The following is a 24,944-nucleotide window of genomic DNA, read 5'->3' as shown; positions in this document are numbered from 1 at the left end:
CTGCATAGGATACCGGTCGAGCGAGCCGGTCAACATGCGTATTTTGGCGTAGCCGGCCGATCCGGCCAGGGTGCCGGCAATTGCCCGCCAACCGGCAAGCGACTATGCTCGGGCTGCCTTGACTCCCGTGCGCTGCCTATGCGACTGACCGCCTATACCGATTACACCTTGCGCGTTCTCATGTATCTCAGCCTCCGCTACGAAAGCGGCGAGCTGGCGACCATCGAGGATATCGCCACGGCGTACGACATTTCGCGTAACCATCTGATGAAGATTGTTCACCAGATGGCCGGCGCGGGCTTGCTCGACACCGTGCGCGGACGCAACGGCGGCGTGCGTCTGGCGCGCGATCCGTCGACCATCTCGGTGGGCATGGTGGTGCGGCTGGCGGAAAGCGATTTTGTGCTGGTGGAGTGCTTCGAGCCGGGTAAGGAACACTGCTGTGTGATTTCGCCGGCCTGCAACCTCACCCGCGGGCTGCGTCGCGCGCTCGACGCCTTCATGCTCGAGCTCGATCGCATGACCCTGCACGACGCGGTGTCGGCGCCGAGTGTGGCCTCCGAACTGCTCGGCATCGCCGCCGTGCCGCGGCGGATTATTCCGCTGACGCAGGCGCCGGCAACGCGCGGCAAGCGCTCGCCGGGCTGATCGGCCTCAGCAGACGGCGCACGGCCAGTGTGCCGATGAGCACGGCCAGTGCGATCAGCCCCTGGCCGGTGACGATCTGCTCGTCGAGCAGATAGCTCACGCATAGGCGCTGGGGGGCTTCCTGAAACAACAAGCCCGCGGTGGCCAGCATCCAGGCGATGTTGCCCAGAAAGAAGACGCCGACCACCGCCCCGGCGCGCGGCAGGCTGCCCCGTGCGGCGACGCCGGCCAGCAGCCAGGCGAGGTACTTGGCCCATTGCAGGCGGATGTCGAGCAGGCTCAGGTCGAGCATCGAGGGAATCATCCACAGCGCCGACACCGCGCTCACCCAGGTGAGCCCGAGCAGGCCGTGCGCATCTATGACGGCCGGCAGGCGGGCGCGCGGGCCGAGTGCCTGGGCCAGCGCCCAGCCGGCGATGAACAGCAGCGGCAGCTCGACCAGCATGTGCGGCAGCATGCGGCTCTCGAGCAGCTGGCGCAGCGGCGTGATCCACAGCAGCAGCGGCAGTGCGGCCAGCACCCAGGGCAGGCGGCGTTTCATGTCGGCGTGCCTGTCAGCTGCAGCGCCCGGTCGAGCGCCTGCGGCCATTGCTCGAGATCGAAGATACCGCGCACCGCGCCATGACTGTCGATCAGGTGGATGGTGCCGTTGTGTACGAAGCCGCCCAGGCCGTCCGGGATCGCGACCACGCCAAGCGCTTTGAGCAGCGTGTCGGACGCCTGGGCGCTGGTCGGCGTCCCGATCAGCCACAGATCGTCTTCGGCCGCGTGGCGCTGTGCATAGCGTTGCAGTTCGGCCGGGGTGTCGTGTGCGCGGTCGAAGGCCACCGACACCAGGCGCACCGGGCTGTGCGCGCCGAAGCGTGCGCGCAGCTGGCGTTGCAGGCGGGTGTATTCGCCGCCGAGTGCCTGGCAGATGGTCGGGCACTGGGTGTAGATGAAGTCGACCAGATACACCGTGTTGGTGCCGTTCGGCCAAGGGGTGCCTGTCTCACCGTGCGCGGTGCGCAGCGGTATCGCCGGGGCGCTCAGACGACCGGTGGCGGCGGCGTCTCGGCGCAGGGCCTCGAAGGTCCAGCGGGTGAAGCCGTCGGTCAGCTGCGCGCTCAGCCCGACCAGTGCCAGCGACAACACGGTTGCCGCGAGCAAGGTCAGCGCCAGCGGACGCCGGCTCATGAGGTGGCGACCACCACGCGGCCGTCGTCGTCGGCGATGAACGCGGCCGAGCGGTTGAAGAAGCCGAGGAACAGGCTGCGGCCGATGGTCTGCGCCGCCTGGCGCAGGCGCTGGCGGTCGTCCGGCGCGAAGTGGCGGGTGTGGTGGTGCCAGTGCGTCATCCAGCGCTCGAAATGGGCCGGCTCGACGCCCTCGAGCGCCATGTGCTTGCCATAGACATTGCCGCTGAAGCCGCGGGTGTCGAGCATGACATGGCTCCAGAACTCGACCATGCGTTCGAGATGGTGCGCCCAGTGCTCGCCGATGGCGGCGTCGAAGACCGGACCGAGCGCGGTGTCGGCGCGCACGTCGGCATAGAAGGCGTGCACCAGATCGTGCAGCTGCTGGCGGGTCAGGGTGGTGTGCTTTTCGGACATGGCGCTCTCAGGGCAGTTGAGCCAGTTCGTCGCCGCCGTTGAAGGGCGTGCTGCGATCGGCATGCAGGCTTCGGGTGTTGGCCACCAGTTCGGCGGGGATCGGCGCAGCGCTGTTGCCCCACTGGCTGCGCACATGGCTCAGCACGGCGGCGATCTCGGCGTCGCCAAGCGAGGCGGCAAAGGCCGGCATGGTGCCGTTGAAGGGCTGGCCCTTGACCTCGATCGGTCCCGACACGCCATGCAGCACGATGGCCGCTGCGGTACTGGCCTTGCCAACCACCCATTCGGAGCCGGCCAGGGGCGGGAAAACGCCGGGCAGACCCTGGCCGGAGGCCTGGTGGCAGCCGCTGCACATGGCGGCATAGATCGCCGCGCCGTCGACGCCCTGGCCGGCGGCCGGGCGGTCGCCGACCAGTTCGGCGCGGGTGCGCGCGTCGCCCCAGGCAGAGGGGCTGTTCACATCGGCATGGGAGATGTAGTCGATGCCGAAGGCGACCAGCACCAGGGCCAGCAGCAGCACCAGGCGCGGCATGGGGGTGCTGCGCTCCTGGGGGTCGGGGTTCTCGCGCCGCTGTTGCGGCAGGACGTCGGGGGTGTTCATGTCCGGAAGTGCTCCGTCATTGATCGGCGGCGAGCGCCGGGTAGCTGCGATCGAGCGATTTGAGGTAGGCGACGAGATCGAGCGCGGCCGGCCGCGCCACCACCACCTCGCCCTCGGGCACGGTGCCGGGTGGCAGGGCGACGATTGTCTCGCCCTCGTCGGCGCGATCGCGTACGTCAAACAGGAAGGGATAGGCCGGCATGATGCTGCCCGGCACATAGGCGCGCGGCTGGAACAGATGACCCAGATGCCACTGATCGCTGGGCTGGCGCGCGCCGATGTTCATCAGGTCGGGGCCGGTGCGCATGGTGCCCAGCAGCGGTGGGTCGTCGTAGGCATAATCGCCGGCCACCGTGGCCCGGCCCCAGCCGCGCTTGGCGTCGGGGGCGAAGGCGCGGGCACGCGGCTGCTGCGAGTGGCAATACACGCAGCCGTGCTGGATGTACTGCTCGCGGCCGCGCAGCTCGGTTGGCGTATAGGGCTTGAGACCTGGCGCCGGGGCCGAATCAGCGATGGTGATGTAGGGCAGCACGACCAGCGCGGCGGTGGCGACGGCGAGGGTGGTCAGGCCACCGAGGATGAGGCGGGTTTCGCTGTGCATCAGATGCCCTCCGCGGCGGTGGCGAAGGGGCTGGCCGGTTGTGCCCTGCGGCTGGCGCCGCGCGCGGTCAGCAGGCGAATGAAGTGCGCGGCGAAGATCACATGGCCGAGCGCCATCATCGCGCCGCCCACGCTGCGTGCCTTCAGGTAGGGCAGGGTGAGCAGCACCGATTCCATGAAGCCGCGGCTCTCGTCGAGCATGGCGCGGCCCTGCAGCCAGCCACCGATGGTCAGCGACACGAAGTAGATGGCGACGCCGATCGAGGCCAGCCAGAAGTGGGCCGAGATCATGCGCGGCCAGGGCCAGTCGCGGCCGGTGATGCGCGGGATCACGAAATACATGGCGCCGAAGAACACCAGGCTGACGAAGCCGTACAGCCCCAGATGCGCGTGCGCCACGGTGTAGTGGGTGAAGTGGGTGACGGCGTTCATGCTGCGCAGCGCCTCGAAGGAGCCCTGCACCGAGCTGGCGGTGTACATCAACCCGCCCAGGCACATGAAGCGCAGGGTCGGCGAGTGGCGCAGCGCCGCCAGATTGCCCTTGAGCGTGAGGTGCTGGTTGGCGGTGAAGGCGGCCACCGGCAGGATCATCATCATGCTCTGGACGATCGACAGGGTGACCATCCAGCCTGGCACCGGCCCGCCGATTAGGTGGTGGCCGCCGACCTGGCCGTAGAAGAAGGCCAGCCCCCAGAAACCGAGCAGCGACAGGTTGTAGGACTGGATCGGCCGGCCGATCACCTTGGGCAGGAAGTAGTAGATCGAGGCCAGCGCCAGCGGGGTGTAGAACAGCCCCAGCACGTTGTGGCCGAACCACCAGTTCATGGTCGCCTGCTCGATGCCGTGATGCAGGCCGGGGACGTTGGCCACCAGGAACAGCACCGGGAACCAGAACAGCGCGCAGCCCATATACCACACCGACACATACAGGTGGGCCACCTGGCGCCGGCGCAGGGTGAGGATCAGCGGCAGGCCGATCAGTGCGCCGCCGGCGACGAACAGCAGGTCGATCTGCCAGGGGATTTCCAGCCATTCGAGCCCGTCGCTGACGCCGTAGGCCAGGCTGCCGAGGCCGGCGATCAGCGCGGCGTTCCACAGCGCGGCGCCAAGCAGGGCGTAGCGGCCGCCGACCAGCTCGGTCTTGAGCAGGCGCGGGATGACGAACAGCGCGGTGCCCAACCCGGCCATCGGCGCCCAGCCATAGGCCACCGCGTTCAGATGCACGGTGCGGATGCGCCCGAAGCTCAACCAGGCGTCCGCGGTCAGCCAGTCCGGCGCATGCAGTTTGATCGACGCTGTCAGGCCGGCGGCCGAAGCGACCAGCAGCCAGACGAAGGCGCAGCAGTAGAAGAAGAACACCAGCGGGGCGGTCGAGGCGTCGGCCCGGGCGCGGGCGGCCAGTTCGGCATCGTCCGCGCCGGCGGCGGGGCGGGTGGCAAGCGGCGCGGCGGGCTCTTCCGGGGTGCCGATTTCACCGGCGGCGAAGATCACCTCGCTGCCTTCGGTGCTGGGGTCGGTCAGGTGGGCGCGTTGCGACCAGATGAAGAAGCCGAGGCCGACGATGGACAGGATGAACGCCGACATCAGGATGGCGAGGGGACTCATGGACAGGCGGGCTCTTGGTGGGTGCGGAATCCAGCATGCCACTGCGCCATGACCGGAGACGGCGCCTGACCGGTCGTGACGGCAGGTGCGTGCCGGTGCGACAGGAAGGTGGCGTGATGGTCTGAATGCATGTTTTAAGCGACGATGAAACGCTGGTGGCGCGCATGGCGCCGAGCTTCAGCAAGGGATGGGAGAATGACTATCTAAAAAAGATGCGTAGACAATACATCTTTGATTTAGGTCAAGCAAGTGCCCGTGCGGTGCGCTGTCGAGACCGGCGCTTGTGTTCGGCGGCAGCCTGTGTGGTCCTGGCGGTCGGTAGGGAAATGTCCGCCGCTGCGTCGCGCGGGGCGATGGTGACGGAGGGGCTATTGCGCATCAGCCACCTCGCGCGTGCCACGGCTGTTTGCGCAGGCGGCTGGCGGGTGTCATGGCCCCGGGCAGGCCGTGCCGGCAGGGGCCGCCGGTCGACGGGTGACGAGGCGGGCGGTTGTCGGCCGGAAGGGGGCGGACGAGGCGAGCGTTGCCATCGTCGCGGGGCTGGCGCCGATGACGCGGCGCACGGCAGAGTGCTCGAAAGGAAAAAGGCGGGGCGGAAAAACGGAAAGGGCCCAGTCTTGCGACTGGGCCCTTGGTGTCCTGGTAGGCCGTGCGTGGCTCGAACACGCGACCAACGGATTAAAAGTCCGCTGCTCTACCAACTGAGCTAACGACCCGAAAGGAAGCGCGAATTATAGGAACCGATCGCAGTGCTGTCAAGACGATGTTCAAGAAATTTCGGGGGGCTTGCCATTGACGTAGCGGGTCGGGTCGTCGACGCCGGCTTCGAGGAAGCCCGCGCGGCGCAGGCGGCAGGCTTCGCAGCGCCCGCAGGCGCGCCCGGTGTCGTCGGCGAGGTAGCAGGTGACGGTCTGGGCGTAGTCGACACCGAGCGTCGTGCCCTGGCGGATGATCTCGGCCTTGCTGAGCGAGATGAGCGGAGCGTGAATGGTCAGGCGCTCGCCCTCGACGCCGGCCTTGGTGGCGAGGTTGGCCATGGTTTCGAAGGCCTGTATGTACTCCGGGCGGCAGTCGGGGTAGCCGGAGTAGTCGACGGCGTTGACGCCGACGAAGATGTTGCGCGCGCCGAGGACTTCGGCCCACGCCAGGGCGATGGAGAGCATGACGGTGTTGCGTGCCGGCACATAGGTGACGGGGATGGGCGAGGTGTCTGCGCCGCGGGCCTCGATCGGAACGTCGATGGTCGGGTCGGTCAGCGCCGAGCCGCCGAACTGACCAAGGCCGACGCGGGCAAGGCGGTGTTCGGCTGCGCCGAGGCTGTCGGCGACACGCTTGGAGGCGGTCAGCTCGGCGGCGTGGCGCTGGCCGTAGGCGACGGACAGGGCATAGCACTCGAAGCCTTGTTCGCGGGCGATGGCCAGGCAGGTGGCGGAGTCGAGTCCGCCAGAGAGCAGGACCACGGCGCGGCGCGGCGGCGTTTCGGTGATTTCGGTCATGAGCGTTATTTGCCGCGGGCGTCGGCCCACAGCACTTTGTGCAGTTGCATTTGAAAGCGCACCGGCAGGCGGTCGCGCACGATCCATTCGGCCAGGTCGGCCGGGGCGAGTTCGCCGGCCACCGGCGAGAACAGCACCGGGCAGCGTGTGGCGAGCGCATGCGTCTTGAGCTGGTCGCAGGCCCAGGCGTAGTCATCGGCATTGGCGATGACGATTTTCAGTTCGTCGCGGGCGGTGAGTTGGGGCAGGTTGTCCCAGCGGTTTTTGTCGGCCTCGCCGGAGCCGGGTGCCTTGAGATCCATGATGCGGCTGACGCGCGGGTCGACGGTGGCGATGTCGAGCGCGCCGCTGGTTTCGAGCGACACGTCGTAGCCGGCGTCGCACAGCGCGGTGAGCAGGTCGAGGCAGCCTTTCTGGGCGAGGGGTTCGCCGCCGGTCACGCAGATGTGGTGCAGGCCGTGGCTGGCGATTTCGTCGAGGATGGTGCTCAGATCGCGGGTCTGGCCGCCGTTGAAGGCGTACTCGGTGTCACACCACACGCAGCGCAGCGGGCAGCCGGTGAGGCGGACAAACACCGTGGGCAGACCGGCGCGAGAGGCTTCGCCCTGTACGGATGCGAAGATTTCCGTCACCCGCAGCCGGGTGACGGTTTGTCGCGTGCTCATGCGCGGGTCAGCTGCCCAGGCGCTGTTTGGCCGATTTGGCGGCAGCGCTGTCCGGGTACTGGCTGATCACGGCTTTGAGCGTGTTCTGCTCCAGGCGACGCTCACCCATGGCACGTTGGCAGTTGGCCACGCCGAGCAGGGCATCGGGCGCGCGGGCGTCCTGCGGCCACTGGTTGACCACGGTGTTGAAGTGCTGCGTGGCGCGGGCGATGTCTTTGGCCTGCAAGGCGGCGCTGCCGGCCCAGAAGTGGGCGCTGGGCAGGAAGCTGCTGCCGGCGTAGGTGGTCACGAACGTGTCGAAAGCGGTGGCTGCTTCGGCGTACTTGCCGCTCTTGAGCAGGTTCAGTGCGTTCTCGTAGTCGCGCGACTCCGCTGCGGGATCAATCTGCGCTGCGGGGCCGGCAGCGCCGGATTCGAGTGTGCGCAGACGTGCGTCGAGATCGACATAGAAGTCTTGCTGGCGCTTCTTGACCGACTCCATGTCGTGCATCAGCAGCTCGACATCGCCGCGTAGCCGGGCCACCTCGGCCTTCATGGCCTCGATCTGGTTGGCCAGTTGCAGCGATGCGCGTGAGCTGGATTCGAGGGCGTCGAGGCGCGCGGTGTGATCATCGCGAATGCGCATGATCTCCTTGCGCGCTTCGGCGTCGTCAAACAAGCCAGCATGCGCCGGCCACGTGAGCAGCGCTGCAAGCAGTGCAATCCAGGGGGCCGGCCGCATCATCAGAACTCTCCAGCGTAGAGCATTTCGCCACGACGGTTTTCGGCGTAGCAGGCTTCGTTGCGCTCGGTGCACTGCGGCTTCTCTTCACCCAGGCTGACCGATTCAATCTGGCCTTCCTTGGCGCCAAGCAGCATCAGCGATTTCTTGACCGCGTCAGAACGCTTCTGGCCCAGGGCGAGGTTGTACTCGCGGCTGCCGCGTTCGTCGGCGCTACCCTGGATGAGCATTTTCATCTGCGGGTTGGCAGCCAGGAAGCGGCCGTGGGCTTCAACCAGCGGCATGAATTCGCCGCGGATGGTGAAGCTGTCGTAGTCAAACATGATGGCGCGTTTGGACAGGATGTTGTTCGGGTCGCGCAGGGCGGCCAGACCAGCACCTTGCATCTGATCCGGACGCACGGTCGGGATCGTACCGGCAGACGACGCGGTACGGTCTTCAACCGAGGCGCCCTGGTCGGCGGTCATCGGGGTGCTCGAGCAGCCTGCCAGCAGGGCAAGAGCGAGCATGGAGGCGGCGAGGGGGTAACGCATTGAACAGACTCCTTGAGTCATAAAATACTAGCGATCCGCTAGCGGGGCAAAGGTCCCCAGGCGGGTTCACGCACGTCGGCGGCCTGGACCGAGAGACGTTGCTTGATTCGCCCGTCGGACGAAACAGCGGCAAGCACCCCCCGACCACCGATCTCCGTTGCGTAGAGAATCATGCGGCTGTTGGGCGCAAAGCTGGGTGATTCATCCCGACCGGTGTCGGTCAGGACGGCAAACTGGCGGGTGGCGACATCCATGATCGCGATCTGGAAGCCGTTGGCCGTCCGCGCGATGTAGCTCATGGTCTGGCCATCGGGCGAGGGGCGCGGCGTGACGTTGTAGCTGCCCTCGAAGGTGACGCGCTCCGCGCGACCGCCCTGGGTGGAGATCCGGTAGATCTGCGGGCTGCCGCCGCGGTCGGAGGTGAAGTAGATCCATTGACCATCGTGGCTGAAGGCCGGTTCGGTGTCGATGCTCGACGAGCTGGCCAGGCGGGTGACGCCCGAGCCGTCGGGATTGACGGTGTACATCTGCGACAGCCCGTCCTTGGTCAGCACCACCGCGAGGCGGCTGCCGTCCGGCGACCATGACGGCGCCGAGTTCGACCCCTTGAAGTTGGCCGCCACCGCGCGCAGGCCGGTGGCCAGGGTGTGCACATACACGACCGGTTTCTTGGCCTCGAAGGAAACATAGGCCAGGCGGGAGCCGTCGGGCGACCACGACGGCGAAATGATCGGCTCGTTGGAGGCCAGCGCGGTCTGCGGGTTGGCGCCGTCGGAGTCGGCGATCTGCAGTTTGTATTGCTTGCCGGACTTCACCACATAGGCGATCTGCGTGGAGAACACGCCTTTGAGCCCGGTGATGCGCTCATAAATGATGTCCGCAATCTTGTGGCCGGTGATCCGGTACTGGGCGGGCGTCATGGTCAGCGTGAGGGCGTCGAGCTGGGCTTCCTGGCGCGTGTCGTAGAGGCGCATGCGCAACTCGTACTTGCCGCTTTGGGCGGGCACTACGGTGCCGACCGCGATCGCGTCAGCGCCGCGGGTGCGCAGGTAGGCAAAATCGGGGGTGACCGTTTCGCCGACGGGCTTGGGCCCCATCTCGACCAGCGAAAACAGGCCGCTGCGCTCCAGATCGCTGCGCACCACATCGGTCACGCCGCGGGGCAGCTGAGACTCGCCTTCCATGACCGCAATGGCCACCGGAAAGCGGTTGGCGCCGGCGCCGGTAATCTCGATCGACAGCTGTGCCCGCGCCGACAGGGCGGTGGCGGCGAGTAGTGTGATCAGCAAATATCGAAACAAATCAGTCAGTTTCATCGTCTCTGGTTCCCGGGCGGATTATACCGAACCCTTTTTATTGTTCGAGCGGGCGAAATGTGAACGCTAGTGTACGGTTAAACAAAGATTGATCGTCGGGTTTCGGTAACGGACTCGACTTGCGGATGGCGCGTTCGATGGCTTCATCCAGCGCGGCATGCCCCGTGCTCTTCTTCAAACGCACCTCAATCACCGTACCATCGGGCAGTTGGTCCACGATGAAGGTGGCTTCCGGGTTGCCGCTGACCGCTGGCGGCAGCACGATGTTGCCCCGGACCTTGACCCGAATTGCGTTGATATAGCCGTCCAGCGCCCGGCCGCGGGCGGCCGACTGCATTTCCTGCTTGAGGATCTCCGATTCGCGGGCGCGCTGCGCGTCCAGCGCCAGCAACTCCTGTATGCGTTGGTCCTCGATCGCTTTGGAGCGGTCGATCTTGGGTTCGGGCTTTGGCGTGGGCTTGGGCTCCGGCTTTTTCGGTTCCGGTTTCTTTGGCTCGGGCTTCGGCTCAGGTTTCTTTGGCTCGGGCTTTTTCGGTTCGGGCTTGGGCTCCGGCTTCTTGGGCTCGGGCTTTTTCTCCGGAATCTTGATCTCGGGCGGCTTGGGCTCTGGCTTCGGCTCCGGTTTGGGTTCGGGCTTCGGCTCGGGTTTTGGCTCAGGCTTTGGCTCGGGTTGGGGGGCCGGCGGCGCTGGCTTGGGCGGCGGTGCGGCGCGCGTGGGCATGGACGGCATCGCGACCAGCGCGACCTGAACGGCCGCCGGCGGTTCGCTCTGCCAGCGAACGCCAAAAAACAGAAATGCCGCCAGCGCCAGATGTACCAGTGCCGCAAGCACAAATGAAATGCGTTTGCCCGGCTCCGGGCGGTCCTGCATCGGGTTCATCGTTTGGCGGTCGGTTCGCGTTCGCCGCGCTGCACGAGCAGGCCGATCTTGTCGACGCCCTTCTTTTGCAGCTCCGACATGACATTCAATACGGCATCGTAACGGGCGTCGCGATCGCCTGCGATCAGTACGGCACGGGCCGGATTGTCCTGCTGCATCTGCTGCAGCTGTGCAACGACGGCCTCGAGCGCCATGGGCACCGGCTCCTGCGCCGCATCGCGGAAGGCCACGCTGCCATCCGCTTTGACGACGATATACAGCGGCTCGACGGGCGTCTGCGAGGCCTTGCCGACGCTGGGCAATTCGACGCTGCCGGTCTGGATCATTGGCGCGGTGACCATGAAGATGACGAGCAGCACCAGCATCACGTCGATGTACGGCACGACGTTGATCTGGTTCATCAGGCGGCGCTCACGCATGGGAGGTCCTCGGCCCGATCAACGCAGCTGACGCTGCAGGATGTTGGAGAACTCTTCCATGAAGCTCTCGAGGCGGATCGACAGGCGGTCGATGTCGTGGGCAAAGCGGTTGTAGGCGACCACGGCGGGGATCGCCGCAAACAGGCCAATGGCGGTCGCCACCAGCGCTTCGGCAATGCCGGGGGCCACATGGGCGAGCGTGGCCGAGGTGACGTTGGACAGGCCGCGGAAGGCGTTCATGATGCCCCACACGGTGCCGAACAGGCCCACATACGGCGACACGGAGCCGACCGAGGCGAGGAAGGCCAGGTGGGCTTCGAGTTCATCGACCTCGCGCTGGTAGGTGGCGCGCATGGCGCGGCGGGCGCCGTCGACCACGGTGGCGTGATCGGCGTTTTTTGCGCGCAGCTTGGAGAACTCGCGGTAGCCCGATTCGAAAATGCGCTCCATCGGGCCGGTGTTGTGGCGGTCGTTACCGGCGCTCTGGTACAGCGCGTTCAGATCGCCGCCGCTCCAGAAGTTGCGTTCGAAGTCCATCGACTTTCGTCGCGCACTGCCGATGGAAAACCACTTGCGGAAAATCCAGTACCACGACATGAAGGAGAGGCCCGCGAGCAGGGCCATCACCAACTTGACCAGCAGGCTGGCTTCGGCGATGAGGGAGAGTATCGACAGATCTTGTGTGATTGGCATGGTCAGCCCGGTTGGCCCGGGGTCAGTGTTTTTCGAATGGTGTCGGGAATGGCGACGGCCCGGTTGCGCTTGGTGTCCAGGCAGGCCACAGAGACTGTGGCTTCAAACAAGAGTTCCGCATCGCGCCAAATTTTCTGCGAGAAACTGAGGCTGGCGCGCTTGAGTGTCGACACCGTGGTGACGACCTGAAGCGTGTCGTCGAGGCGGGCCGGACGCAGATACTCGCCCGCCACCCGGCGTACCACGAAGGCAATGCCGGTGTCGTCCATGAGTTGCTGCTGGTCGAAGCCCTGTTGGCGAAGCCACTCCGTGCGCCCGCGTTCGCAGAAGCGCCAGTAGTTGGCATAGTAAACAACGCCGGCTGCGTCGGTGTCTTCGTAATAGACGCGGACCATCAAGGATTCTGGGGCGATAGCGGCGGCCGGGTCGGTAGGGAGCATGCGCGCCATTTTAGCTGAGAGCGGGCTCGCTGTTGCGATGCAACTTGGTGCAATGCTTAACAAAACTTTTCGTAGTGAAGGCGCACAATAGCCAAAAGTTGCCGTGTCGCATGGCGGTGTCGCGATGTTATTCTGCGGGTCTGGCGCGTTCAGCGCCCAGGCGATGCGCCCGGTCTGCCGCGATGGAGAAGGCGGCGATGGACCGATGTCCGATAACGCGTTCGTCGTGTTGTCGAGGACTGTGCTTACGCAATCGCCGAGATGGAGGAAGGGATCTTGGTAGGGTCTTCACAAAAGAACAAATCTGCCGGGGCTGCCAGCAAGGGGCCGCGCTCAGAATTGTCGACGCTGGATTTCGGCTCGGCGGGCGGCGACGTCGCGCGCGCGCTGGCCGAGTGTGCCGGCAAGATCGAAGTGCAAGAAGGCGGCGATGCCTTTGCCGGTGTGGCTGAAGACGCTGCTGTGCTCTATGCCAATGGTCAGAACGACCTCGCCGCCCAGGTGCTCAGCGAATTTGTGACCGGCCTGACGCCGGGGCAAGGCGAGCCCGTGTGGCTGATGTTGATTGATCTCTACAAATTGACAGGCAAGCGCGCCGAGTTTGACGAACGGGTCATCGCCTATGCCCGCAGTTTTGAAAAATCTCCGCCGCCCTGGGATGGGGCCGACACGCCCGTCGCGGCAGGCAAGACCGCTGCGCCTGCGGTCGCGTTGGGCACCGCGCTGACCGACCAGGTGACCAAGCAGTTTGAGCGGGTTCGCGAAGCCGCCAAAAAGAACGGCGCGGTGAAGATTGATTTGTCGCGTCTGCGCTCGGCGGATGAATCCGGCTGTGCGCTGTTGCGCACCTTGATGTCCGACCTCAATGCGGCGTCGGTCACTATCCGTCTGTCCGGCGCGAGCACGGTCGCCAATATGTTGCGTGGGCAGGTGCTGGCGGGCCGTCGAGAAAATCAACAGATGTGGTTGCTGCTGCTCGACATGTTGCAACAGACTGACGACATTGACACCTTTGAAGAAGTCGCGCTCGACTACGCCATCACCTTCGAAGAGTCGCCGCCGTCCTGGGAGCCGAAAGCCGTCTCCGAGATGGCCTCGACCACCGCTGAACTGGTGACTGCGGTGCAGATGGATGATGGTTTCGTGCTCGAAGGCGATGTGCTGGGCACTAACGCCGAGCCGGTGCGTCAGTTGGCTGCGTTCGCCGCCGAGCGCTCGCGGGTGGATGTCGATTGTGCGCGGCTGCGGCGCATCGATTTTGTGTCGGCCGGCGCCATGTTCAACGTATTGGCGCAGCTTCAGGGGCAAGGCAAGCTGATCGTCCTCAAGGACGTCAATGCGATGGTGGCCGCCTTGCTGCGCGTGATGGGGATCGATCAGGTCGCCCGCTTGCAATTGCGCAACTAGCCCCCAGATGACCGGGATGGCGGGCGCGCGATGATCTCGTGCGCCTGTGGCGCACTCAACACGCCCCCAGGCGGGCGAATCGGATCAGGCATGGAACAGTATCACGGCACCACCATCCTCTCGGTGCGACGGGGCAGGCGCGTCGCGCTTGGCGGCGATGGTCAGGTGACGCTGGGCAACATCGTCATCAAAGGCAGCGCCCGCAAGGTGCGCCGCATTCATCATGACCGCATTCTCGCGGGCTTTGCCGGCGGCACGGCGGACGCCTTTACCCTCTTTGAGCGCTTTGAATCCAAGCTCGAAAAGCACCACGGCAACCTGCTGCGCAGTGCGGTGGAACTGGCCAAGGACTGGCGCACCGACCGTATGTTGCGCCGGCTCGAAGCCATGCTTGCGGTGGCCGATGAAGAAAACTCATTGGTGATTACCGGCAACGGCGATGTGCTCGAGCCCGAGCAAGGCATCGTCGCGATCGGCAGCGGTGGCGCCTATGCCCAGGCGGCTGCGCGGGCGCTGCTCGAAAACACCGACCTGGCGCCCGAAGAGATCGTCAGCAAATCGCTGAGCATTGCCGGCGACCTGTGCATCTACACCAACCAACATCACACCATCGAGGTGCTGGGCTGAGCCCCGGCACCCGAGTCGAGCAGACCATGACGCAAATGACCCCGCCGGAGATCGTCTCCGAACTGGACAAGCACATTGTCGGCCAGGCGCGCGCCAAGCGCGCCGTGGCCATCGCCCTGCGCAACCGCTGGCGTCGCGCCCAGGTGGCCGAACCGCTGCGCAGCGAAATCACCCCCAAGAACATTCTCATGATCGGCCCCACCGGCGTCGGCAAGACCGAAATCGCCCGCCGGCTGGCCCGGCTGGCGAACGCGCCCTTCATCAAGATCGAGGCGACCAAGTTCACCGAAGTGGGTTATGTCGGCCGCGATGTCGACACCATCATCCGCGACCTCGCCGAAATCGCGGTCAAGGACGGCCGTGAGCGCGCCATGGTCTCCGTGCGTGACCGCGCCTCCGACGCCGCCGAAGACCGGGTGCTCGACATCCTGCTGCCGCCGGCCCGCGCGGTCGGCTTCAATGCCGACGAAGCGCCCACGGCCGATTCCGGCACACGGCAGAAATTCCGCAAGAAGCTGCGCGAAGGCGAACTCGACGAGAAGGAAATCGAGGTCGAAGTGGCGGCGTCGGCCATGAGCGCCGAAATCTTCGCCCCGCCGGGCATGGAAGAGATGACCCAGCAATTGCAGGGCATGTTCCAGAACCTTGGAGGCGCGCGCAAAAAGAGCCGCAAGCTGCCGATCAAGGAAGCGCTGCGCCTGCTCGCCGACGAAGAAGCCGCGCGCTTGATCAACGACGAAGAGGTCAAGGCCGAGGCCGTGCGCGCCGTGGAGCAGAACGGCATCGTCTTCCTCGATGAACTTGACAAGGTCGCCTCGCGCTCGGAAATGCAGGGCGCCGACGTCTCGCGCCAGGGCGTTCAGCGCGATCTGCTGCCGCTGGTCGAAGGCACGACGGTGAGCACCAAGTACGGCATGATCAAAACCGATCACATCCTGTTCATCGCCAGCGGCGCCTTCCATCTGGCCAAACCCAGCGACCTGATCCCCGAGTTGCAGGGCCGTTTTCCGATTCGCGTCGAGCTCGATTCGCTCGGCGTGGATGACTTCGAATGCATCCTCACCAGCACCGACGCCTGCCTGACCCGTCAGTATCAGGCACTGCTCGAAACCGAAGGCGTGAAGATCGACTTCCAGCCCGAGGGCATCCGCCGCCTCGCCGAGATCGCCTTCCAGGTGAACGAGAAAACCGAAAACATCGGCGCGCGGCGCTTGTACACGGTGATGGAAAAGCTGCTCGAGGAAATCTCCTTCAACGCCGGCAAACCCGGCGTGGGCGATCTGGTGGTGAATGCCGCCTATGTGGATGACTGCCTGGAGGCCGTGGCCGAGCGCGAGGACTTGGCGCGCTACGTGCTGTAGTCACCGTGTTTGCCAGAAAGACAAAAGGCCTCGCAAAACGCGAGGCCTTTTTTGGGTTGAATCCGCCGCGATTCAGCGGGGTTTGCGCCGCGCAAGCTGTGCAATGAGACCGAGGCCGACGAGCATCATCGCCCAGGTCTCGGGTTCGGGGACCGGGGCAGCGAGATCGTAGAAGGTGCGCGAAGTGTTCAGGATGTTGCTGCCGTTCATGCCGAGTTGCGGATCGCGGAAATCCATAAGGCGAACTTCGACCGTGTAGTCGGCGGCGCTTTTTCCGTTCTCGAATAGTGTTGGCGATAGCTGGTAGCTGGTCATCGGCGGGATATAGGGGCTGAGCGCAGCGAGGTCGGGCGCGTCAGGATCGTTCAACAGGCCAAGTGTCCGGTCCCACACTAAGACGCGCACACCTTCAATGGTCGGGCCGGTGGAGGGGAGTTCCCAGCTGAGCATGCTGCTCGTAGTGTCGAACTGCACGTTTTGAGCGAAATCCAGCACCTGGGCACCGGCGGTGCCTCGTGTCAGGGCCATGCTGATGTCACCAGCGTTGTTGGCGATGATGGTCCACGGATCGCTGGTACCGATGTTGGTCGGCAGGATGCTGTAATACTCGTTTGGCGAAACGTGCGAGCTCCACCAGTTCATCGGGAGCTCAATCCCGTTTTGCTCGATGCTGACTTGGGTGCCAAAACCGCTGTTGGGGGTTACGCCCGCACCAATGTAATGGACGACGCCTTCGATGATACCGAGGGTGTTGCTACTGCGGTTGTCCAGCCGGTCCATCACGAACTGAAAGCTGGGCGTGATGGCGAGAGCCGAGGCGCTGACACTGGCGAGTAGTGCGCCGGCTAGTAGCGAATGGGTCAGAGTGCGCGTCGAAGACATGTCGAAGTCCTGTCATTAAGAGAATATCTATCGGGATTTTGACATGGAAAATGGGTATCCGTTATGGAATATTTATCAACCCCTTGAGGGTTTTGTGAGGCGCCTGCGGATTGTGCGCCAAGCATGAACGGCTCAGCCGCGGATGCGAGTGCGCTCTTTGGCCGGCGTGTCGCGCAGGTAGGCGGTCTGGCGCCACAGTTCGCCGGTTAGAATCGATGCTTCTGTTCCTCGGCAAAAATTCATGCTCCTTCGCATCATCGCCATCCTGTTCCCACTGTTTGCCATCGTGGCAGTCGGCTTCGTGGTGGGGCGTCGAACGCGTCCGGATCTGTCGCACGCCAACAAATTGAACATGGATGTGTTCGTGCCGGCGCTGGTGTTTGCGGCCTTGGCGAGCAAGCCGTTTCGGCCGGAAAACGACATCCCGCTGCTGCTGGCGACGGTGGTGATGGTGGTCGCGTCCGGCCTCGCGGCCTGGGCGCTGGCGCGTGCGGTGGGGGTTGCGCCCAAGACACTGGTGCCGCCGGTGATGTTCAATAATTCGGGCAACCTCGGCCTGCCGCTGGCGGTGCTGGCCTTTGGTGAGCAGGCGCTGGCGCCGTTTGTGGTGATGTTCATGGCCTCCAATCTGCTGCATTTTTCATTCGGCGCCTGGTTGCTGGACCACAGAGTCCGGCTGATGACGATCTGGAAAGTGCCCTCGGTGCTGGCGACCTTTGCCGGGCTGGCGGTTGGGATGAGCGGTGTCGTGGTGTGGGAGCCGCTGTTGATGTCGATCCGGATGCTCGGTGAGATTTCGATCCCGCTGATGTTGTTCGCGCTTGGGGTGCGCCTGAGCGACTCGCGGATCACATCGATTGGCCTTGGGGTGTTCGGGGCGATCGCGCGGCCGCTGATCGGCATGGCGATCGCGGGTCTTTTGCTGATGCTTGTCGACTTTCCGCCGCAGCAGCAAGCCTTGATACTGATCTTTGGTGCGCTGCCGCCGGCCGTGCTGAACTATATCTTCGCCGAGCGCTATCATCAGGAGCCCGAAAAGGTGGCCTCGATGGTGCTGATCGGCAATCTGGCGGCGGTGGTGTTTTTACCGATCGCCCTGGCCTTTGTCTTACCTTGATCGAACAAGAGGATGCTGATGACCGAACTGGTGTTTCGTGATGACGCGTATGCCCGCGAGTGTGATGCCGTGGTGGTGTCGACTGCGCTGGGCCGGATCGTGCTCGACCGCAGTGTGTTTTACCCCACCGGCGGCGGCCAACCGGGCGACACGGGCGCGCTGGTTCAGGCCGGCGGAACGGTGATCGACGTGCTCGGCACGGTCAAGGGCGAGGACGACACGATTGTTCACCTGGTGGATGAGGCGGCGAAGCTGCCGGCCGTCGGCACGCATGTCACCGCCCGCATCGACTGGGATCGGCGCCATCGGGTGATGCGCTTTCACACGGCCTTGCATCTGCTGTGCGCCGTGGTCGCGGCGCCAGTCACGGGCGGCCGGATGAGCGAAGACAAGGCGCATCTCGACTTTGATATCGATATGGATCAGCTCGTCGCCGAAGACATCGAGTCGCGCCTCAATGCCTTGGTGGCCGCGGATACCGCCGTCGAATGCGGTGCGATCTCCGATGCCGAACTCGACGCCAATCCGGGCTTGGTCAAGACCATGTCGGTGCAGCCGCCGCGCGGTCAGGGCAGTGTGCGCACCATTGAAATTCCGGGCGTGGACTTGCAGCCTTGTGGCGGCACGCATGTGCGACAGACGGCCGAAATCGGCGCGCTCAAGGTGGTGAAGATCCGTAGCGAGGGCAAGCGCAACCGACGGGTCACCATCGCCTTTGCCGAGTAAGGCGGCGGTACGTGTGACCATGTTTAACCTCATCGCCTTGTGACTCGCCGGGCGAGCAGGGATAGTGAATTGCCCGGGCCGTGAATCGGCCCGACGTTTTTGCCATCCCCAAGGAGGTTTGCATGAGTGTTGCACGTGTTACTGAAGTGATCGCCGAGTCGAAGAAGAGTTTTGACGATGCCATGAGCAGCGGCATCGCGCGCGCCAACAAGACATTGAAGAACGTCAGCGGCGCCTGGATTCAGGACCAGAAGCTGGTGATTGAAAAAGGCAAGATCAAAGCCTATCGCGTGACCATGAAAGTCACCTTTGTGCTGGCCGACTGATCGTCCGCTTCAGCAATATAAAACGGCCGGCGGCATGCCGCGGCCGTTTTTTTTATGGTGTGCTCAGGCGCGCGGCGTGCGCAGCAGCACCAGTTCTTCGGCGCTGGTCGGGTGCACCGCCAGTGTGCGGTCGAGGTCGGCCTTGGTCGCGCCCATGGTGATGGCGATGGCCAGCGCCTGAATGATTTCGCCCGAGTCCGCGCCGATCAGATGCGCGCCCAGCACCTTGTCGCTGCCAGCGTCGACGATCACCTTCATGTAGGCGCGTTCGGTGCGACCGGCCAGGGTGTGCTTCATGGGCCGGAAATCGGCCTCGAACACCGTGACCTGATGGCCGGCGGCGATGGCGTCGGGCTCCGACAAGCCGATGGTGCCGATGGATGGCTGGCTGAACACCGCCGTGGCGATGAGCCGGTGGTCGACCACGCGCGGCGTATTGGCAAACACCGTGTCGGCAAACGCCCGGCCTTCGGCGATGGCGACCGGCGTGAGGGCGGCGCGGTCGGTGACGTCGCCGACCGCGTAGATGGAATCGACCGTGGTGCGTGAGTCGGGGCTGACCCGAATCGCCCCGCTCTTGGCATCGACGTCGACGCCGACCTCCGCCAGGCCGAGGCCGTCGGTGTTGGGGCGGCGGCCGAGGGCGGAGAGCACCACGTCAGCCTCGATCACCTCGCCGTTTTTCGCTGTGCAGCGGATGCCGTTGGCGCTGCGTTCGAGCTTGACCGGCGCGAAGCCGGGTCGCAGTGCAACGCCGCGCTCGCTCATGGCGGTGGCCAGGCGGGTGCGGATATCGTCATCGAAGCCGCGCAGCGGCAGGTCGGCACGGTAAGCCTGGATCACCTCGCTGCCAAAGCCGGCAAAGATGCCGGCGAACTCGACCGCGATGTAGCCGGCGCCCAGCACCAGCAGACGGCGCGGCAACTCGGTGAGATCGAGCAGTTCGTTAGAGCTGATGGCCAGATCCAGGCCGTCGATGGCCGGTGCGCTGGGCGTGCCGCCGGTGGCGATGAGGATGTGCCCGGCGCTGACGTGACGCCCGCCGATGTCGACGGTGTGCGCATCAACCAGGCGGGCCTGGCCTTCGAGCAGGGTGACCTTGGCGTCGGCCAGCATCTTGCGGTAGATGGTTTCGAGGCGGGCCGTTTCGCGGTCTTTGGCGGCGGTCAGCGCGGCGAGGTCGAAGCTGGGCGGGACGATCTCCCAGCCAAAACCGGGTGCGTCGGCAAAGGCGTCGGCAAACTGCGAGGCGTACATCAGCAATTTTTTGGGCACACAGCCGCGAATCACACAGGTGCCACCGACGCGGTCGCCCTCGCAGATGGCGACACGTGCGCCATGCACGGCCGCGCGCCGGCTGGCGGCGACGCCACCCGAGCCTGCGCCGATGGTGATGAGGTCAAAATCGTAGTCGGACATGGCATTCCCCGTGCTGATGGTTTTGCCGGGGAGTGTAGCAGTCGGTCGGAAAACGGGGCTTCGTGCGTGGCGCTAGCGGGGAATCAGCGACTGGTCGGCCAGATCGAAGGCATACACGGTGGTGCGGCCGTGGCGCTTGACCACGGCGGCGCCGAGTCCGCCCATGGTTCGGCGCTCGCCATTGGGCTTGCCCTTTTTGTAATAGCGGGTCAGCCCCAGGCGCAGCACCGTTTGTGTGGTGTAGGCCGCGTCGCGGTAGAAGGTGGCGCTGGTGCCGTTCTCGATGCTGCTGCGCACTTCGCGGCGGATGCGAAGCATGCGGATATCGTAGAGCAGGCGCGAACTTGAGGCGCTGGCCTGGCTCACCACGTGCCCGGCGTGAAGGCGCTGCCAGGCGTCGGGGCTATCAATATAGGTGTAGCCCGATTTGCTGCCCTTCTGGCCTTTGATGTGACCAATCAGCCGGAATCCGACGCCGACGTCACCGAAGCCGGCAATCAGGTCGTCGGTGTCGAAGGCGTCGAGCGGAAAGTCTTTAGCGGGCCGAATGTTGCCCTTACCCCCGGCCTGGCGGATCAATCGCGCGCCGATACGCTCGCGCAGGCGTTGCTGCGCGATGGTGGCCTCGGGGCCGGCGGGCTGTTGTTCAAGGAAGGCGATCAGCTCCGGAATGCTGGCGTCGATCTTCAGTTCGTCTTCGTCGGTGGTGCCCACGGGAGCGGCGGCGGAGGCGTCCGCGGCAGAGACCGCCGGGGCCGGTGCGGGCGCCGGCGTGCTTGCGGCAGGCGCGCTGGCGGGCGGCAGCGGTGGCGAGGGGCGGGTTTCGACACGGCTCGTGGCGCAGCCGACGAGCGACAGGCTGATCAGAGCAATCAAAGCGAGGGGCAGGGCGCGCGGATGCATGGCGTGCGGACTCGTTCAAGTAGGTATGGCGGGAGTCTAGCAGGCCGGGCGCGCGCTGTCGGCCCCGATGCCAAGCGTGTTGCGATCGTTTACGCTTCTGCGTTTTCCTCACATCGAGACACTGCCATGTCGACGCTTGCCCCCGCCGCTGATCTGGAATCCAACCCGCGCGTGAAAGCGGTGTTTGATGACATCCGCGCCACTCGCCAGACCGAGTTCATCAACAACATGTGGCGCTACCTGGCCTTCGACGCCGGCCTGCTGGAGCAGACCTGGGCGGAGGTGAAAGCGGTGATGGCCACCCCATCGGAAATCGACCCGCTGACCAAGGAAATGCTCTACATCGCGGTGTCGATCGCCAACAACTGCGGCTACTGCGTGCATTCGCACACCGCCGCGGCGCGCGCCAAGGGCATGGGCGAGGGGCAGTATGCCGAGCTGTTGAAGATCGTCGCGCTGGCCGCCAAGACCAATCACCTGGCCACGGCCTTGCAGGTGCCGGTGGACGCCTGCTTCGACGCCGGGGCGCCGGGTGCCTGAGCTGTCACTTGTGGGGCTTGTCGGGCTGACGATGGCGGCCTTCGCTGCCGGCTTCATCAGCTCGATCGCCGGCGCTGGCGGCATGATCGTGCTGCCCTGCCTGCTGTGGGCCGGCGTGCCGCCGGTGCAGGCGCTGGCCACCAACAAGTGTCAGAGCGTGTTTGGCACCTTGTCATCCACGCTCAACTTTTTCCGCAAAGGCCATCTGCAATTGCGGCCCTTGCGCTGGGCCTTGCTCTACGCCTTGACCGGTGCCGCGATCGGCACGTTATGGGTGCAGCGGATCGACGCCGCCGTGCTCGACCAAGTGCTGCCCTACGTGTTGATTGTGCTCGCCGGCTACTTCGCGCTGTCGCCGCGTATTGCCGATGAAGACACCCCGCCGAGGGTGTCGTCGGCGGTGTTCGACCCGCTCGTCGGCGGCGGACTCGGCATCTACGGTGGCGCGTTCGGTCCCGGCATGGGCTCGTTCTCGGCCGCGGCGTTTGCCGGCTTGCGCGGTTTCAACATGCGCAAGGCGACCGCCTCCACCAAGCCGCTGGTGCTGGTCGCCAATGTGAGCTCGCTGGTGATCTTCATCGCTGGCGGCCATGTGGTGTGGTCGCTGGCGCTGAGCATGGCCGTAGCGCAGATAGTCGGCGCCCGGCTCGGCTCGAATCTGGTTATCACGCGGGGTGCCGCGCTGGTGCGGCCGGTGATTGTGGTCACGACGGCAGCGATTGCGCTACGTTTGCTGCTGCGCTAGTCAGCTGGAATGTTGACCGTGCGGCTTGGGCCTGGCGGTTCAGGTTGCTATGCTGCGGCTATGGCAAGCATCTTCATCAGCTACCGTCGGGACGACAGCCAGGGGTTTGCCGGGCGGCTGGATGACGATCTGTCGGAGCGTTTTGGCGACGCGCAGGTCTTCCGTGACCGCGAAATCCCCGCCGGCAGCGATTTTGCACGCCATCTCGAAGACCGCCTGAATGCCGCCGAAGTGGTGCTGGTGGTGATCGGTCGTGGCTGGATTGATCAGCGTGACGCGGAAGGCCGGCTGCGGCTCGACTCGCCCGACGATTGGGTGCGGATGGAGATCGAGCGCGCGCTGGCGCGCGATGTGCCGATTGTGCCGGTGCTGGTGGGGGGCGCGGCCATGCCCTGGCCGGATCAGCTGCCCGACAGCCTAGCGCCGCTGGCCGGGCGGCAAGCCTTCAGTGTGTCGGATCAACGTTGGTCGGAGGACATCGATGCGCTGGCGATGCAGCTATCGCGCGTGTCGCCCGAACTCACGCGCCAGCTCAAATCGCGCAGCGGCTATGGCGAGCGGGATCTGTTCGATGTGCTGCGCGAGCGTGTGAATGACGCGGCGCGGGCGGCAGCCAATGGTGAGCATGGCGGCAACGGCGGGTTTGCGCGCTGGGCCGCTGGCCGGCTGGGCAAGCTGTTTGGGGCGACGGTGAGCCTGGCGGTGATCTATATCCTGGTTCGCGCGCTCGGCGGCAATGAGGTCAACCGGATGATGGACCGGGTGATCGCCACCACCGTGGAGCAGATCAAAGCCTTGTTTTAAACCGCTTTCAGAAGTGCCAGCGGGCCTGCAGTGTCGGCGTATTGGTATCGACGCCTGGCATATCCTGGTTGCCGAATTTGTTGCGCCACATCTCGTAGCCGATGCCCATGAAGAAGCGATTCGGCGTGCTGCCCACGGCCGCGCCGACGTCGGCCATCAGGGCCGTGCGCATCAGGAATTCTTCGCCGACCTTGCGGCCGGTGTAGTCCTCGCCGGTGCGAAAGGCGTGCGCGAAGAAGCCCTCAAAGCGCACCGGCACGCCGCCCAGCGCAAAGGGCACGCGCCAGGCGGCATGCAGCATGGGGTAGGCGTCGAAGCCGATGTCTTCGTCATTGCCCGGCGCCTTGCACGGCGGCAGACCGCAGTGATTCCATTCCTTGGCCATCAGCAGCGACACATCCAGAAAACCCGGCGGGGCAATCTTGAAGCGCAGCGTCGGGCCGAGCACCAGCAGGCGCTTGCGTGGGGCAAAGCGGTTGTCCTTGCTGTTCCAGTCGAAACCGGCGGTGAGCGCCACATCGCGGATCGGGCCGACGGCCAGCGACTGGTCGAAGACCTTGCCCAGCGACAGCAGGTGGCGATAAACGATATAGAACTCAGTGGCGCCGTGCTTGCTGTCTTTGGCGGGGTCAATGTCGTCGGAGCGCAGCATTTTGATGCTGGCCAGGTTCATGCCGTGGCTGTAGCCGCTGACATGCACGAACTCCAGGATGTCCTTGCGCACCGGCGAGCGATTGGCGGGCTCGGTGAAGCGGTTGCCGGTGGTGTAGGTGAGCGAGTTGTCCTGCCAGTCGATGGCGTGGGCGGGCAAGGCGACGAGGCCGCCAGCGACAAGCGCGGTGGCCGTAATCAGGGTGCGCAGCATGGAATTCTCCGGATTTTTCGTCGCGGAGTATGCCTGCGGCTGCACCGGCTGGCTTTGATCTGAGTCGGACTTAGCCGTGTTTGCCGATTCGGCGTTCGAGATCGGCCACTACCACGGACAGCGCCTGGGTGGAGATCACCACTTCAACCAGCGAGAGCACCAGTGACACCGCCAGCGTGATGATCGACAGGCCAAACAGCCAGTGGCCGAGCGTGCTGTGCACCAGAAAGATCGCCAGCATGGCCAGTGCGCAGAGCAAGAAGCTGATGACCGCGAAGGTCTGCATGGAGCGGATCAGGCTGATGCGTCGCTTGAGGCCGGGGATCTGCGCCCGTGCCAGCGCCATGTCGCCGCCTTCGTCGCTGGCCAACTGGCGGATCACCTGCGCCAGCGTGAGAAAGCGGTTGGTGTAGGCCAGCAGCAACAGCGAGATGGCGGGAAACAGCAGGGCGGGGGTGGTGATGTCCATTTTGGTGATTGGTGATTGGTGATTGGTGATGGAGGCGGCTTTCAATAACCCATCACCAAACTACACCTTATGGGTCGACAGCAGGATGCTGGTTTCGGTGTTGGCAATGCCGTCGATGCTGCGCACCCGGCCGAGCGCCCGGTCAAAGGCTTCGAGCGTGTCGGCGCGGATCTCGGCGACAAAGTCCCAGCGGCCGTTGGTTGAGTGCAGGGTTTGCACCGCCGGCTCGCCGCGCAAGGCTTTGAGGACCGCGGCCGTGGTATTGCCTTCGACCGCAATGCCCATCCAGGCGCGGATGCGATGCGCTTCGGCGGCCGGCTTGAGGCGCACCGAGTAGCCCGCAATCACGCCGCTGGTTTCGAGTTTGCGCAGACGATTGAGCACCGTGCCCCGCGCCACCCGCAGCGTGCGTGCGAGGGTCGCCACCGGCAGACGGGCATCGTCGCGCAGCAAGGCGATGAGCTGGCGGTCGGTGTCGTCGATGTCGTGCATTACGTCAGACATGGCTGACATTATGGCAGTAATGCTGGCGACAATGATCAAT

31 protein-coding genes and 1 tRNA gene are annotated in these 24,944 nt (G+C 65.0%); 10 read left to right on the top strand and 22 right to left on the bottom strand.

Annotated features, from left to right (window positions below; genetic code table 11):
• The first annotated feature begins 138 nt into the window (after positions 1-138).
• Entirely contained in the window at positions 139-648 is a 510-nt protein-coding gene (locus FHP89_RS06320) for an RrF2 family transcriptional regulator (protein WP_144175204.1), read from the top strand.
• On the opposite strand, the gene FHP89_RS06315 is transcribed toward FHP89_RS06320, so the two are convergent.
• The 16 genes from FHP89_RS06315 to ybgC form a co-directional block, all read right to left on the bottom strand.
• Complete coding sequence (locus FHP89_RS06315) at positions 596-1,189, bottom strand: hypothetical protein (RefSeq protein ID WP_144175206.1); 594 nt, start codon at positions 1,187-1,189, stop codon at positions 596-598. The two genes, FHP89_RS06320 and FHP89_RS06315, sit on opposite strands and share 53 nt — an antisense overlap.
• Positions 1,186-1,824 carry an SCO family protein gene (locus tag FHP89_RS06310; protein WP_144175208.1) on the bottom strand — a complete coding sequence of 213 codons (639 nt, stop codon included), beginning with the start codon at positions 1,822-1,824 and terminating at the stop codon, positions 1,186-1,188. Before FHP89_RS06310 ends, FHP89_RS06315 begins: the two co-directional genes overlap by 4 nt.
• The gene (locus FHP89_RS06305; RefSeq protein WP_144175210.1) at positions 1,821-2,240 is read right to left on the bottom strand and encodes a group III truncated hemoglobin; all 420 of its coding nucleotides are present in this window, start codon (positions 2,238-2,240) and stop codon (positions 1,821-1,823) included. The genes FHP89_RS06310 and FHP89_RS06305 overlap by 4 nt, the downstream gene beginning before the upstream one ends.
• Positions 2,241-2,247: 7 nt before the next feature.
• Positions 2,248-2,841 (bottom strand): c-type cytochrome, encoded by a 594-nt coding sequence (locus FHP89_RS06300; protein WP_144175212.1) that lies wholly within the window; start codon positions 2,839-2,841, stop codon positions 2,248-2,250.
• A gap of 16 nt (positions 2,842-2,857) precedes the next feature.
• Entirely contained in the window at positions 2,858-3,442 is a 585-nt protein-coding gene (locus FHP89_RS06295; RefSeq protein ID WP_144175214.1) for a cbb3-type cytochrome c oxidase subunit II, read from the bottom strand.
• Positions 3,442-5,046, bottom strand: a complete 1,605-nt coding sequence (locus FHP89_RS06290) for a cbb3-type cytochrome c oxidase subunit I (protein WP_144175216.1) — start codon at positions 5,044-5,046, stop codon at positions 3,442-3,444. Before FHP89_RS06290 ends, FHP89_RS06295 begins: the two co-directional genes overlap by 1 nt.
• Positions 5,047-5,686: 640 nt before the next feature.
• A tRNA-Lys gene (locus FHP89_RS06285) sits at positions 5,687-5,762 on the bottom strand.
• A 51-nt stretch (positions 5,763-5,813) separates the two neighbouring features.
• On the bottom strand, positions 5,814-6,542 hold the full coding sequence (gene queC / locus FHP89_RS06280) for a 7-cyano-7-deazaguanine synthase QueC (RefSeq protein ID WP_144175218.1): 729 nt from the start codon (positions 6,540-6,542) through the stop codon (positions 5,814-5,816).
• A 5-nt stretch (positions 6,543-6,547) separates the two neighbouring features.
• Positions 6,548-7,207, bottom strand: coding sequence for a 7-carboxy-7-deazaguanine synthase QueE (gene queE / locus FHP89_RS06275; RefSeq protein WP_144175220.1), 660 nt, complete (start codon positions 7,205-7,207; stop codon positions 6,548-6,550).
• A 7-nt stretch (positions 7,208-7,214) separates the two neighbouring features.
• A complete protein-coding gene (ybgF, locus tag FHP89_RS06270) occupies positions 7,215-7,931 on the bottom strand; it encodes a tol-pal system protein YbgF (RefSeq protein ID WP_144175222.1) in 717 nt (238 codons plus the stop codon).
• Positions 7,931-8,461: a peptidoglycan-associated lipoprotein Pal gene (gene pal, locus FHP89_RS06265; protein WP_144175225.1), complete on the bottom strand. Its 531-nt coding sequence runs from the start codon at positions 8,459-8,461 to the stop codon at positions 7,931-7,933. The genes ybgF and pal overlap by 1 nt, the downstream gene beginning before the upstream one ends.
• 38 nt (positions 8,462-8,499) lie before the next feature.
• The gene (gene tolB, locus FHP89_RS06260) at positions 8,500-9,777 is read right to left on the bottom strand and encodes a Tol-Pal system beta propeller repeat protein TolB (protein WP_144175227.1); all 1,278 of its coding nucleotides are present in this window, start codon (positions 9,775-9,777) and stop codon (positions 8,500-8,502) included.
• A gap of 37 nt (positions 9,778-9,814) precedes the next feature.
• Positions 9,815-10,648 carry an energy transducer TonB gene (locus FHP89_RS06255; protein WP_260851512.1) on the bottom strand — a complete coding sequence of 278 codons (834 nt, stop codon included), beginning with the start codon at positions 10,646-10,648 and terminating at the stop codon, positions 9,815-9,817.
• 5 nt (positions 10,649-10,653) lie between these two features.
• Positions 10,654-11,076, bottom strand: a complete 423-nt coding sequence (tolR, locus tag FHP89_RS06250) for a protein TolR (protein ID WP_144175231.1) — start codon at positions 11,074-11,076, stop codon at positions 10,654-10,656.
• 18 nt (positions 11,077-11,094) lie between these two features.
• The gene (gene tolQ / locus FHP89_RS06245; RefSeq protein WP_144175233.1) at positions 11,095-11,769 is read right to left on the bottom strand and encodes a protein TolQ; all 675 of its coding nucleotides are present in this window, start codon (positions 11,767-11,769) and stop codon (positions 11,095-11,097) included.
• Between the two features lie 2 nt (positions 11,770-11,771).
• Positions 11,772-12,209, bottom strand: coding sequence for a tol-pal system-associated acyl-CoA thioesterase (gene ybgC, locus FHP89_RS06240; protein ID WP_144175235.1), 438 nt, complete (start codon positions 12,207-12,209; stop codon positions 11,772-11,774).
• A gap of 339 nt (positions 12,210-12,548) precedes the next feature.
• On the opposite strand from ybgC, the gene FHP89_RS06235 reads away from it, so the two are divergent.
• The 3 genes from FHP89_RS06235 (at position 12,549) to hslU (ending at position 15,604) form a co-directional block, all read left to right on the top strand.
• Positions 12,549-13,616, top strand: coding sequence for an STAS domain-containing protein (locus tag FHP89_RS06235; RefSeq protein ID WP_260851500.1), 1,068 nt, complete (start codon positions 12,549-12,551; stop codon positions 13,614-13,616).
• Positions 13,617-13,706: 90 nt separating this feature from the next.
• The gene (gene hslV, locus FHP89_RS06230; RefSeq protein WP_144175239.1) at positions 13,707-14,243 is read left to right on the top strand and encodes an ATP-dependent protease subunit HslV; all 537 of its coding nucleotides are present in this window, start codon (positions 13,707-13,709) and stop codon (positions 14,241-14,243) included.
• 26 nt (positions 14,244-14,269) lie between these two features.
• Positions 14,270-15,604 carry an ATP-dependent protease ATPase subunit HslU gene (gene hslU / locus FHP89_RS06225; RefSeq protein WP_144175242.1) on the top strand — a complete coding sequence of 445 codons (1,335 nt, stop codon included), beginning with the start codon at positions 14,270-14,272 and terminating at the stop codon, positions 15,602-15,604.
• A 72-nt stretch (positions 15,605-15,676) separates the two neighbouring features.
• Here hslU and FHP89_RS06220 read toward each other — a convergent pair whose 3' ends face one another.
• Positions 15,677-16,486, bottom strand: coding sequence for a PEPxxWA-CTERM sorting domain-containing protein (locus FHP89_RS06220; RefSeq protein WP_222105326.1), 810 nt, complete (start codon positions 16,484-16,486; stop codon positions 15,677-15,679).
• A gap of 241 nt (positions 16,487-16,727) precedes the next feature.
• Here FHP89_RS06220 and FHP89_RS06215 point away from each other — a divergent pair, with 241 nt between their 5' ends.
• The 3 genes from FHP89_RS06215 to FHP89_RS06205 all read left to right on the top strand — a co-directional run bounded on the left by FHP89_RS06215 (position 16,728) and on the right by FHP89_RS06205 (position 18,655).
• Positions 16,728-17,603 carry an AEC family transporter gene (locus FHP89_RS06215; protein ID WP_144175244.1) on the top strand — a complete coding sequence of 292 codons (876 nt, stop codon included), beginning with the start codon at positions 16,728-16,730 and terminating at the stop codon, positions 17,601-17,603.
• Between the two features lie 18 nt (positions 17,604-17,621).
• A complete protein-coding gene (locus FHP89_RS06210) occupies positions 17,622-18,329 on the top strand; it encodes an alanyl-tRNA editing protein (protein WP_144175561.1) in 708 nt (235 codons plus the stop codon).
• A gap of 122 nt (positions 18,330-18,451) precedes the next feature.
• Positions 18,452-18,655 carry a dodecin family protein gene (locus FHP89_RS06205; RefSeq protein WP_144175246.1) on the top strand — a complete coding sequence of 68 codons (204 nt, stop codon included), beginning with the start codon at positions 18,452-18,454 and terminating at the stop codon, positions 18,653-18,655.
• A gap of 63 nt (positions 18,656-18,718) precedes the next feature.
• Here the strand turns inward: FHP89_RS06205 and gorA are convergent, their stop codons facing one another.
• Entirely contained in the window at positions 18,719-20,074 is a 1,356-nt protein-coding gene (gene gorA / locus FHP89_RS06200; protein WP_144175247.1) for a glutathione-disulfide reductase, read from the bottom strand.
• A gap of 72 nt (positions 20,075-20,146) precedes the next feature.
• Positions 20,147-20,977, bottom strand: a complete 831-nt coding sequence (locus FHP89_RS06195; protein WP_186300224.1) for a hypothetical protein — start codon at positions 20,975-20,977, stop codon at positions 20,147-20,149.
• A 126-nt stretch (positions 20,978-21,103) separates the two neighbouring features.
• Here FHP89_RS06195 and FHP89_RS06185 point away from each other — a divergent pair, with 126 nt between their 5' ends.
• Genes FHP89_RS06185 through FHP89_RS06175 form a run of 3 tightly spaced genes read left to right on the top strand, consistent with a single transcriptional unit; the run spans position 21,104 to position 23,066 of the window.
• Complete coding sequence (locus FHP89_RS06185; protein WP_144175253.1) at positions 21,104-21,517, top strand: carboxymuconolactone decarboxylase family protein; 414 nt, start codon at positions 21,104-21,106, stop codon at positions 21,515-21,517.
• Complete coding sequence (locus tag FHP89_RS06180; protein ID WP_222105325.1) at positions 21,510-22,262, top strand: TSUP family transporter; 753 nt, start codon at positions 21,510-21,512, stop codon at positions 22,260-22,262. Before FHP89_RS06185 ends, FHP89_RS06180 begins: the two co-directional genes overlap by 8 nt.
• A 60-nt stretch (positions 22,263-22,322) precedes the next feature.
• Positions 22,323-23,066, top strand: a complete 744-nt coding sequence (locus FHP89_RS06175) for a toll/interleukin-1 receptor domain-containing protein (protein WP_186300225.1) — start codon at positions 22,323-22,325, stop codon at positions 23,064-23,066.
• Between the two features lie 7 nt (positions 23,067-23,073).
• On the opposite strand, the gene FHP89_RS06170 is transcribed toward FHP89_RS06175, so the two are convergent.
• The 3 genes from FHP89_RS06170 to FHP89_RS06160 all read right to left on the bottom strand — a co-directional run bounded on the left by FHP89_RS06170 (position 23,074) and on the right by FHP89_RS06160 (position 24,904).
• On the bottom strand, positions 23,074-23,931 hold the full coding sequence (locus FHP89_RS06170) for a hypothetical protein (RefSeq protein ID WP_144175258.1): 858 nt from the start codon (positions 23,929-23,931) through the stop codon (positions 23,074-23,076).
• A gap of 70 nt (positions 23,932-24,001) precedes the next feature.
• The gene (locus tag FHP89_RS06165) at positions 24,002-24,400 is read right to left on the bottom strand and encodes a DUF2721 domain-containing protein (RefSeq protein WP_144175260.1); all 399 of its coding nucleotides are present in this window, start codon (positions 24,398-24,400) and stop codon (positions 24,002-24,004) included.
• A 60-nt stretch (positions 24,401-24,460) separates the two neighbouring features.
• Positions 24,461-24,904, bottom strand: coding sequence for an Lrp/AsnC family transcriptional regulator (locus tag FHP89_RS06160; RefSeq protein ID WP_260851499.1), 444 nt, complete (start codon positions 24,902-24,904; stop codon positions 24,461-24,463).
• Positions 24,905-24,944 lie beyond the last annotated feature (40 nt).

The sequence above is a fragment of the Denitromonas ohlonensis genome, from assembly GCF_007625205.1.
Classification (GTDB): Bacteria; Pseudomonadota; Gammaproteobacteria; order Burkholderiales; family Rhodocyclaceae; genus Nitrogeniibacter; species Nitrogeniibacter ohlonensis.
This window is presented reverse-complemented; position numbering and strand designations above follow the sequence as displayed.

Excerpts from the sequence above, each read along its gene's own strand:
- FHP89_RS06320 (WP_144175204.1), top strand. The coding sequence starts at position 139 with ATGCGACTGACCGCCTATACCGATTACACCTTGCGCGTTCTCATGTAT.
- FHP89_RS06315 (WP_144175206.1), bottom strand. The coding sequence starts at position 1,189 with ATGAAACGCCGCCTGCCCTGGGTGCTGGCCGCACTGCCGCTGCTGCTG.
- FHP89_RS06310 (WP_144175208.1), bottom strand. The coding sequence starts at position 1,824 with ATGAGCCGGCGTCCGCTGGCGCTGACCTTGCTCGCGGCAACCGTGTTG.
- FHP89_RS06305 (WP_144175210.1), bottom strand. The coding sequence starts at position 2,240 with ATGTCCGAAAAGCACACCACCCTGACCCGCCAGCAGCTGCACGATCTG.
- FHP89_RS06300 (WP_144175212.1), bottom strand. The coding sequence starts at position 2,841 with ATGAACACCCCCGACGTCCTGCCGCAACAGCGGCGCGAGAACCCCGAC.
- FHP89_RS06295 (WP_144175214.1), bottom strand. The coding sequence starts at position 3,442 with ATGCACAGCGAAACCCGCCTCATCCTCGGTGGCCTGACCACCCTCGCC.
- FHP89_RS06290 (WP_144175216.1), bottom strand. The coding sequence starts at position 5,046 with ATGAGTCCCCTCGCCATCCTGATGTCGGCGTTCATCCTGTCCATCGTC.
- queC (WP_144175218.1), bottom strand. The coding sequence starts at position 6,542 with ATGACCGAAATCACCGAAACGCCGCCGCGCCGCGCCGTGGTCCTGCTC.
- queE (WP_144175220.1), bottom strand. The coding sequence starts at position 7,207 with ATGAGCACGCGACAAACCGTCACCCGGCTGCGGGTGACGGAAATCTTC.
- ybgF (WP_144175222.1), bottom strand. The coding sequence starts at position 7,931 with ATGATGCGGCCGGCCCCCTGGATTGCACTGCTTGCAGCGCTGCTCACG.
- pal (WP_144175225.1), bottom strand. The coding sequence starts at position 8,461 with ATGCGTTACCCCCTCGCCGCCTCCATGCTCGCTCTTGCCCTGCTGGCA.
- tolB (WP_144175227.1), bottom strand. The coding sequence starts at position 9,777 with ATGAAACTGACTGATTTGTTTCGATATTTGCTGATCACACTACTCGCC.
- FHP89_RS06255 (WP_260851512.1), bottom strand. The coding sequence starts at position 10,648 with ATGCAGGACCGCCCGGAGCCGGGCAAACGCATTTCATTTGTGCTTGCG.
- tolR (WP_144175231.1), bottom strand. The coding sequence starts at position 11,076 with ATGCGTGAGCGCCGCCTGATGAACCAGATCAACGTCGTGCCGTACATC.
- tolQ (WP_144175233.1), bottom strand. The coding sequence starts at position 11,769 with ATGCCAATCACACAAGATCTGTCGATACTCTCCCTCATCGCCGAAGCC.
- ybgC (WP_144175235.1), bottom strand. The coding sequence starts at position 12,209 with ATGCTCCCTACCGACCCGGCCGCCGCTATCGCCCCAGAATCCTTGATG.
- hslV (WP_144175239.1), top strand. The coding sequence starts at position 13,707 with ATGGAACAGTATCACGGCACCACCATCCTCTCGGTGCGACGGGGCAGG.
- hslU (WP_144175242.1), top strand. The coding sequence starts at position 14,270 with ATGACGCAAATGACCCCGCCGGAGATCGTCTCCGAACTGGACAAGCAC.
- FHP89_RS06220 (WP_222105326.1), bottom strand. The coding sequence starts at position 16,486 with ATGTCTTCGACGCGCACTCTGACCCATTCGCTACTAGCCGGCGCACTA.
- FHP89_RS06215 (WP_144175244.1), top strand. The coding sequence starts at position 16,728 with ATGCTCCTTCGCATCATCGCCATCCTGTTCCCACTGTTTGCCATCGTG.
- FHP89_RS06210 (WP_144175561.1), top strand. The coding sequence starts at position 17,622 with ATGACCGAACTGGTGTTTCGTGATGACGCGTATGCCCGCGAGTGTGAT.
- FHP89_RS06205 (WP_144175246.1), top strand. The coding sequence starts at position 18,452 with ATGAGTGTTGCACGTGTTACTGAAGTGATCGCCGAGTCGAAGAAGAGT.
- gorA (WP_144175247.1), bottom strand. The coding sequence starts at position 20,074 with ATGTCCGACTACGATTTTGACCTCATCACCATCGGCGCAGGCTCGGGT.
- FHP89_RS06195 (WP_186300224.1), bottom strand. The coding sequence starts at position 20,977 with ATGCATCCGCGCGCCCTGCCCCTCGCTTTGATTGCTCTGATCAGCCTG.
- FHP89_RS06185 (WP_144175253.1), top strand. The coding sequence starts at position 21,104 with ATGTCGACGCTTGCCCCCGCCGCTGATCTGGAATCCAACCCGCGCGTG.
- FHP89_RS06175 (WP_186300225.1), top strand. The coding sequence starts at position 22,323 with ATGGCAAGCATCTTCATCAGCTACCGTCGGGACGACAGCCAGGGGTTT.
- FHP89_RS06170 (WP_144175258.1), bottom strand. The coding sequence starts at position 23,931 with ATGCTGCGCACCCTGATTACGGCCACCGCGCTTGTCGCTGGCGGCCTC.
- FHP89_RS06165 (WP_144175260.1), bottom strand. The coding sequence starts at position 24,400 with ATGGACATCACCACCCCCGCCCTGCTGTTTCCCGCCATCTCGCTGTTG.
- FHP89_RS06160 (WP_260851499.1), bottom strand. The coding sequence starts at position 24,904 with ATGTCTGACGTAATGCACGACATCGACGACACCGACCGCCAGCTCATC.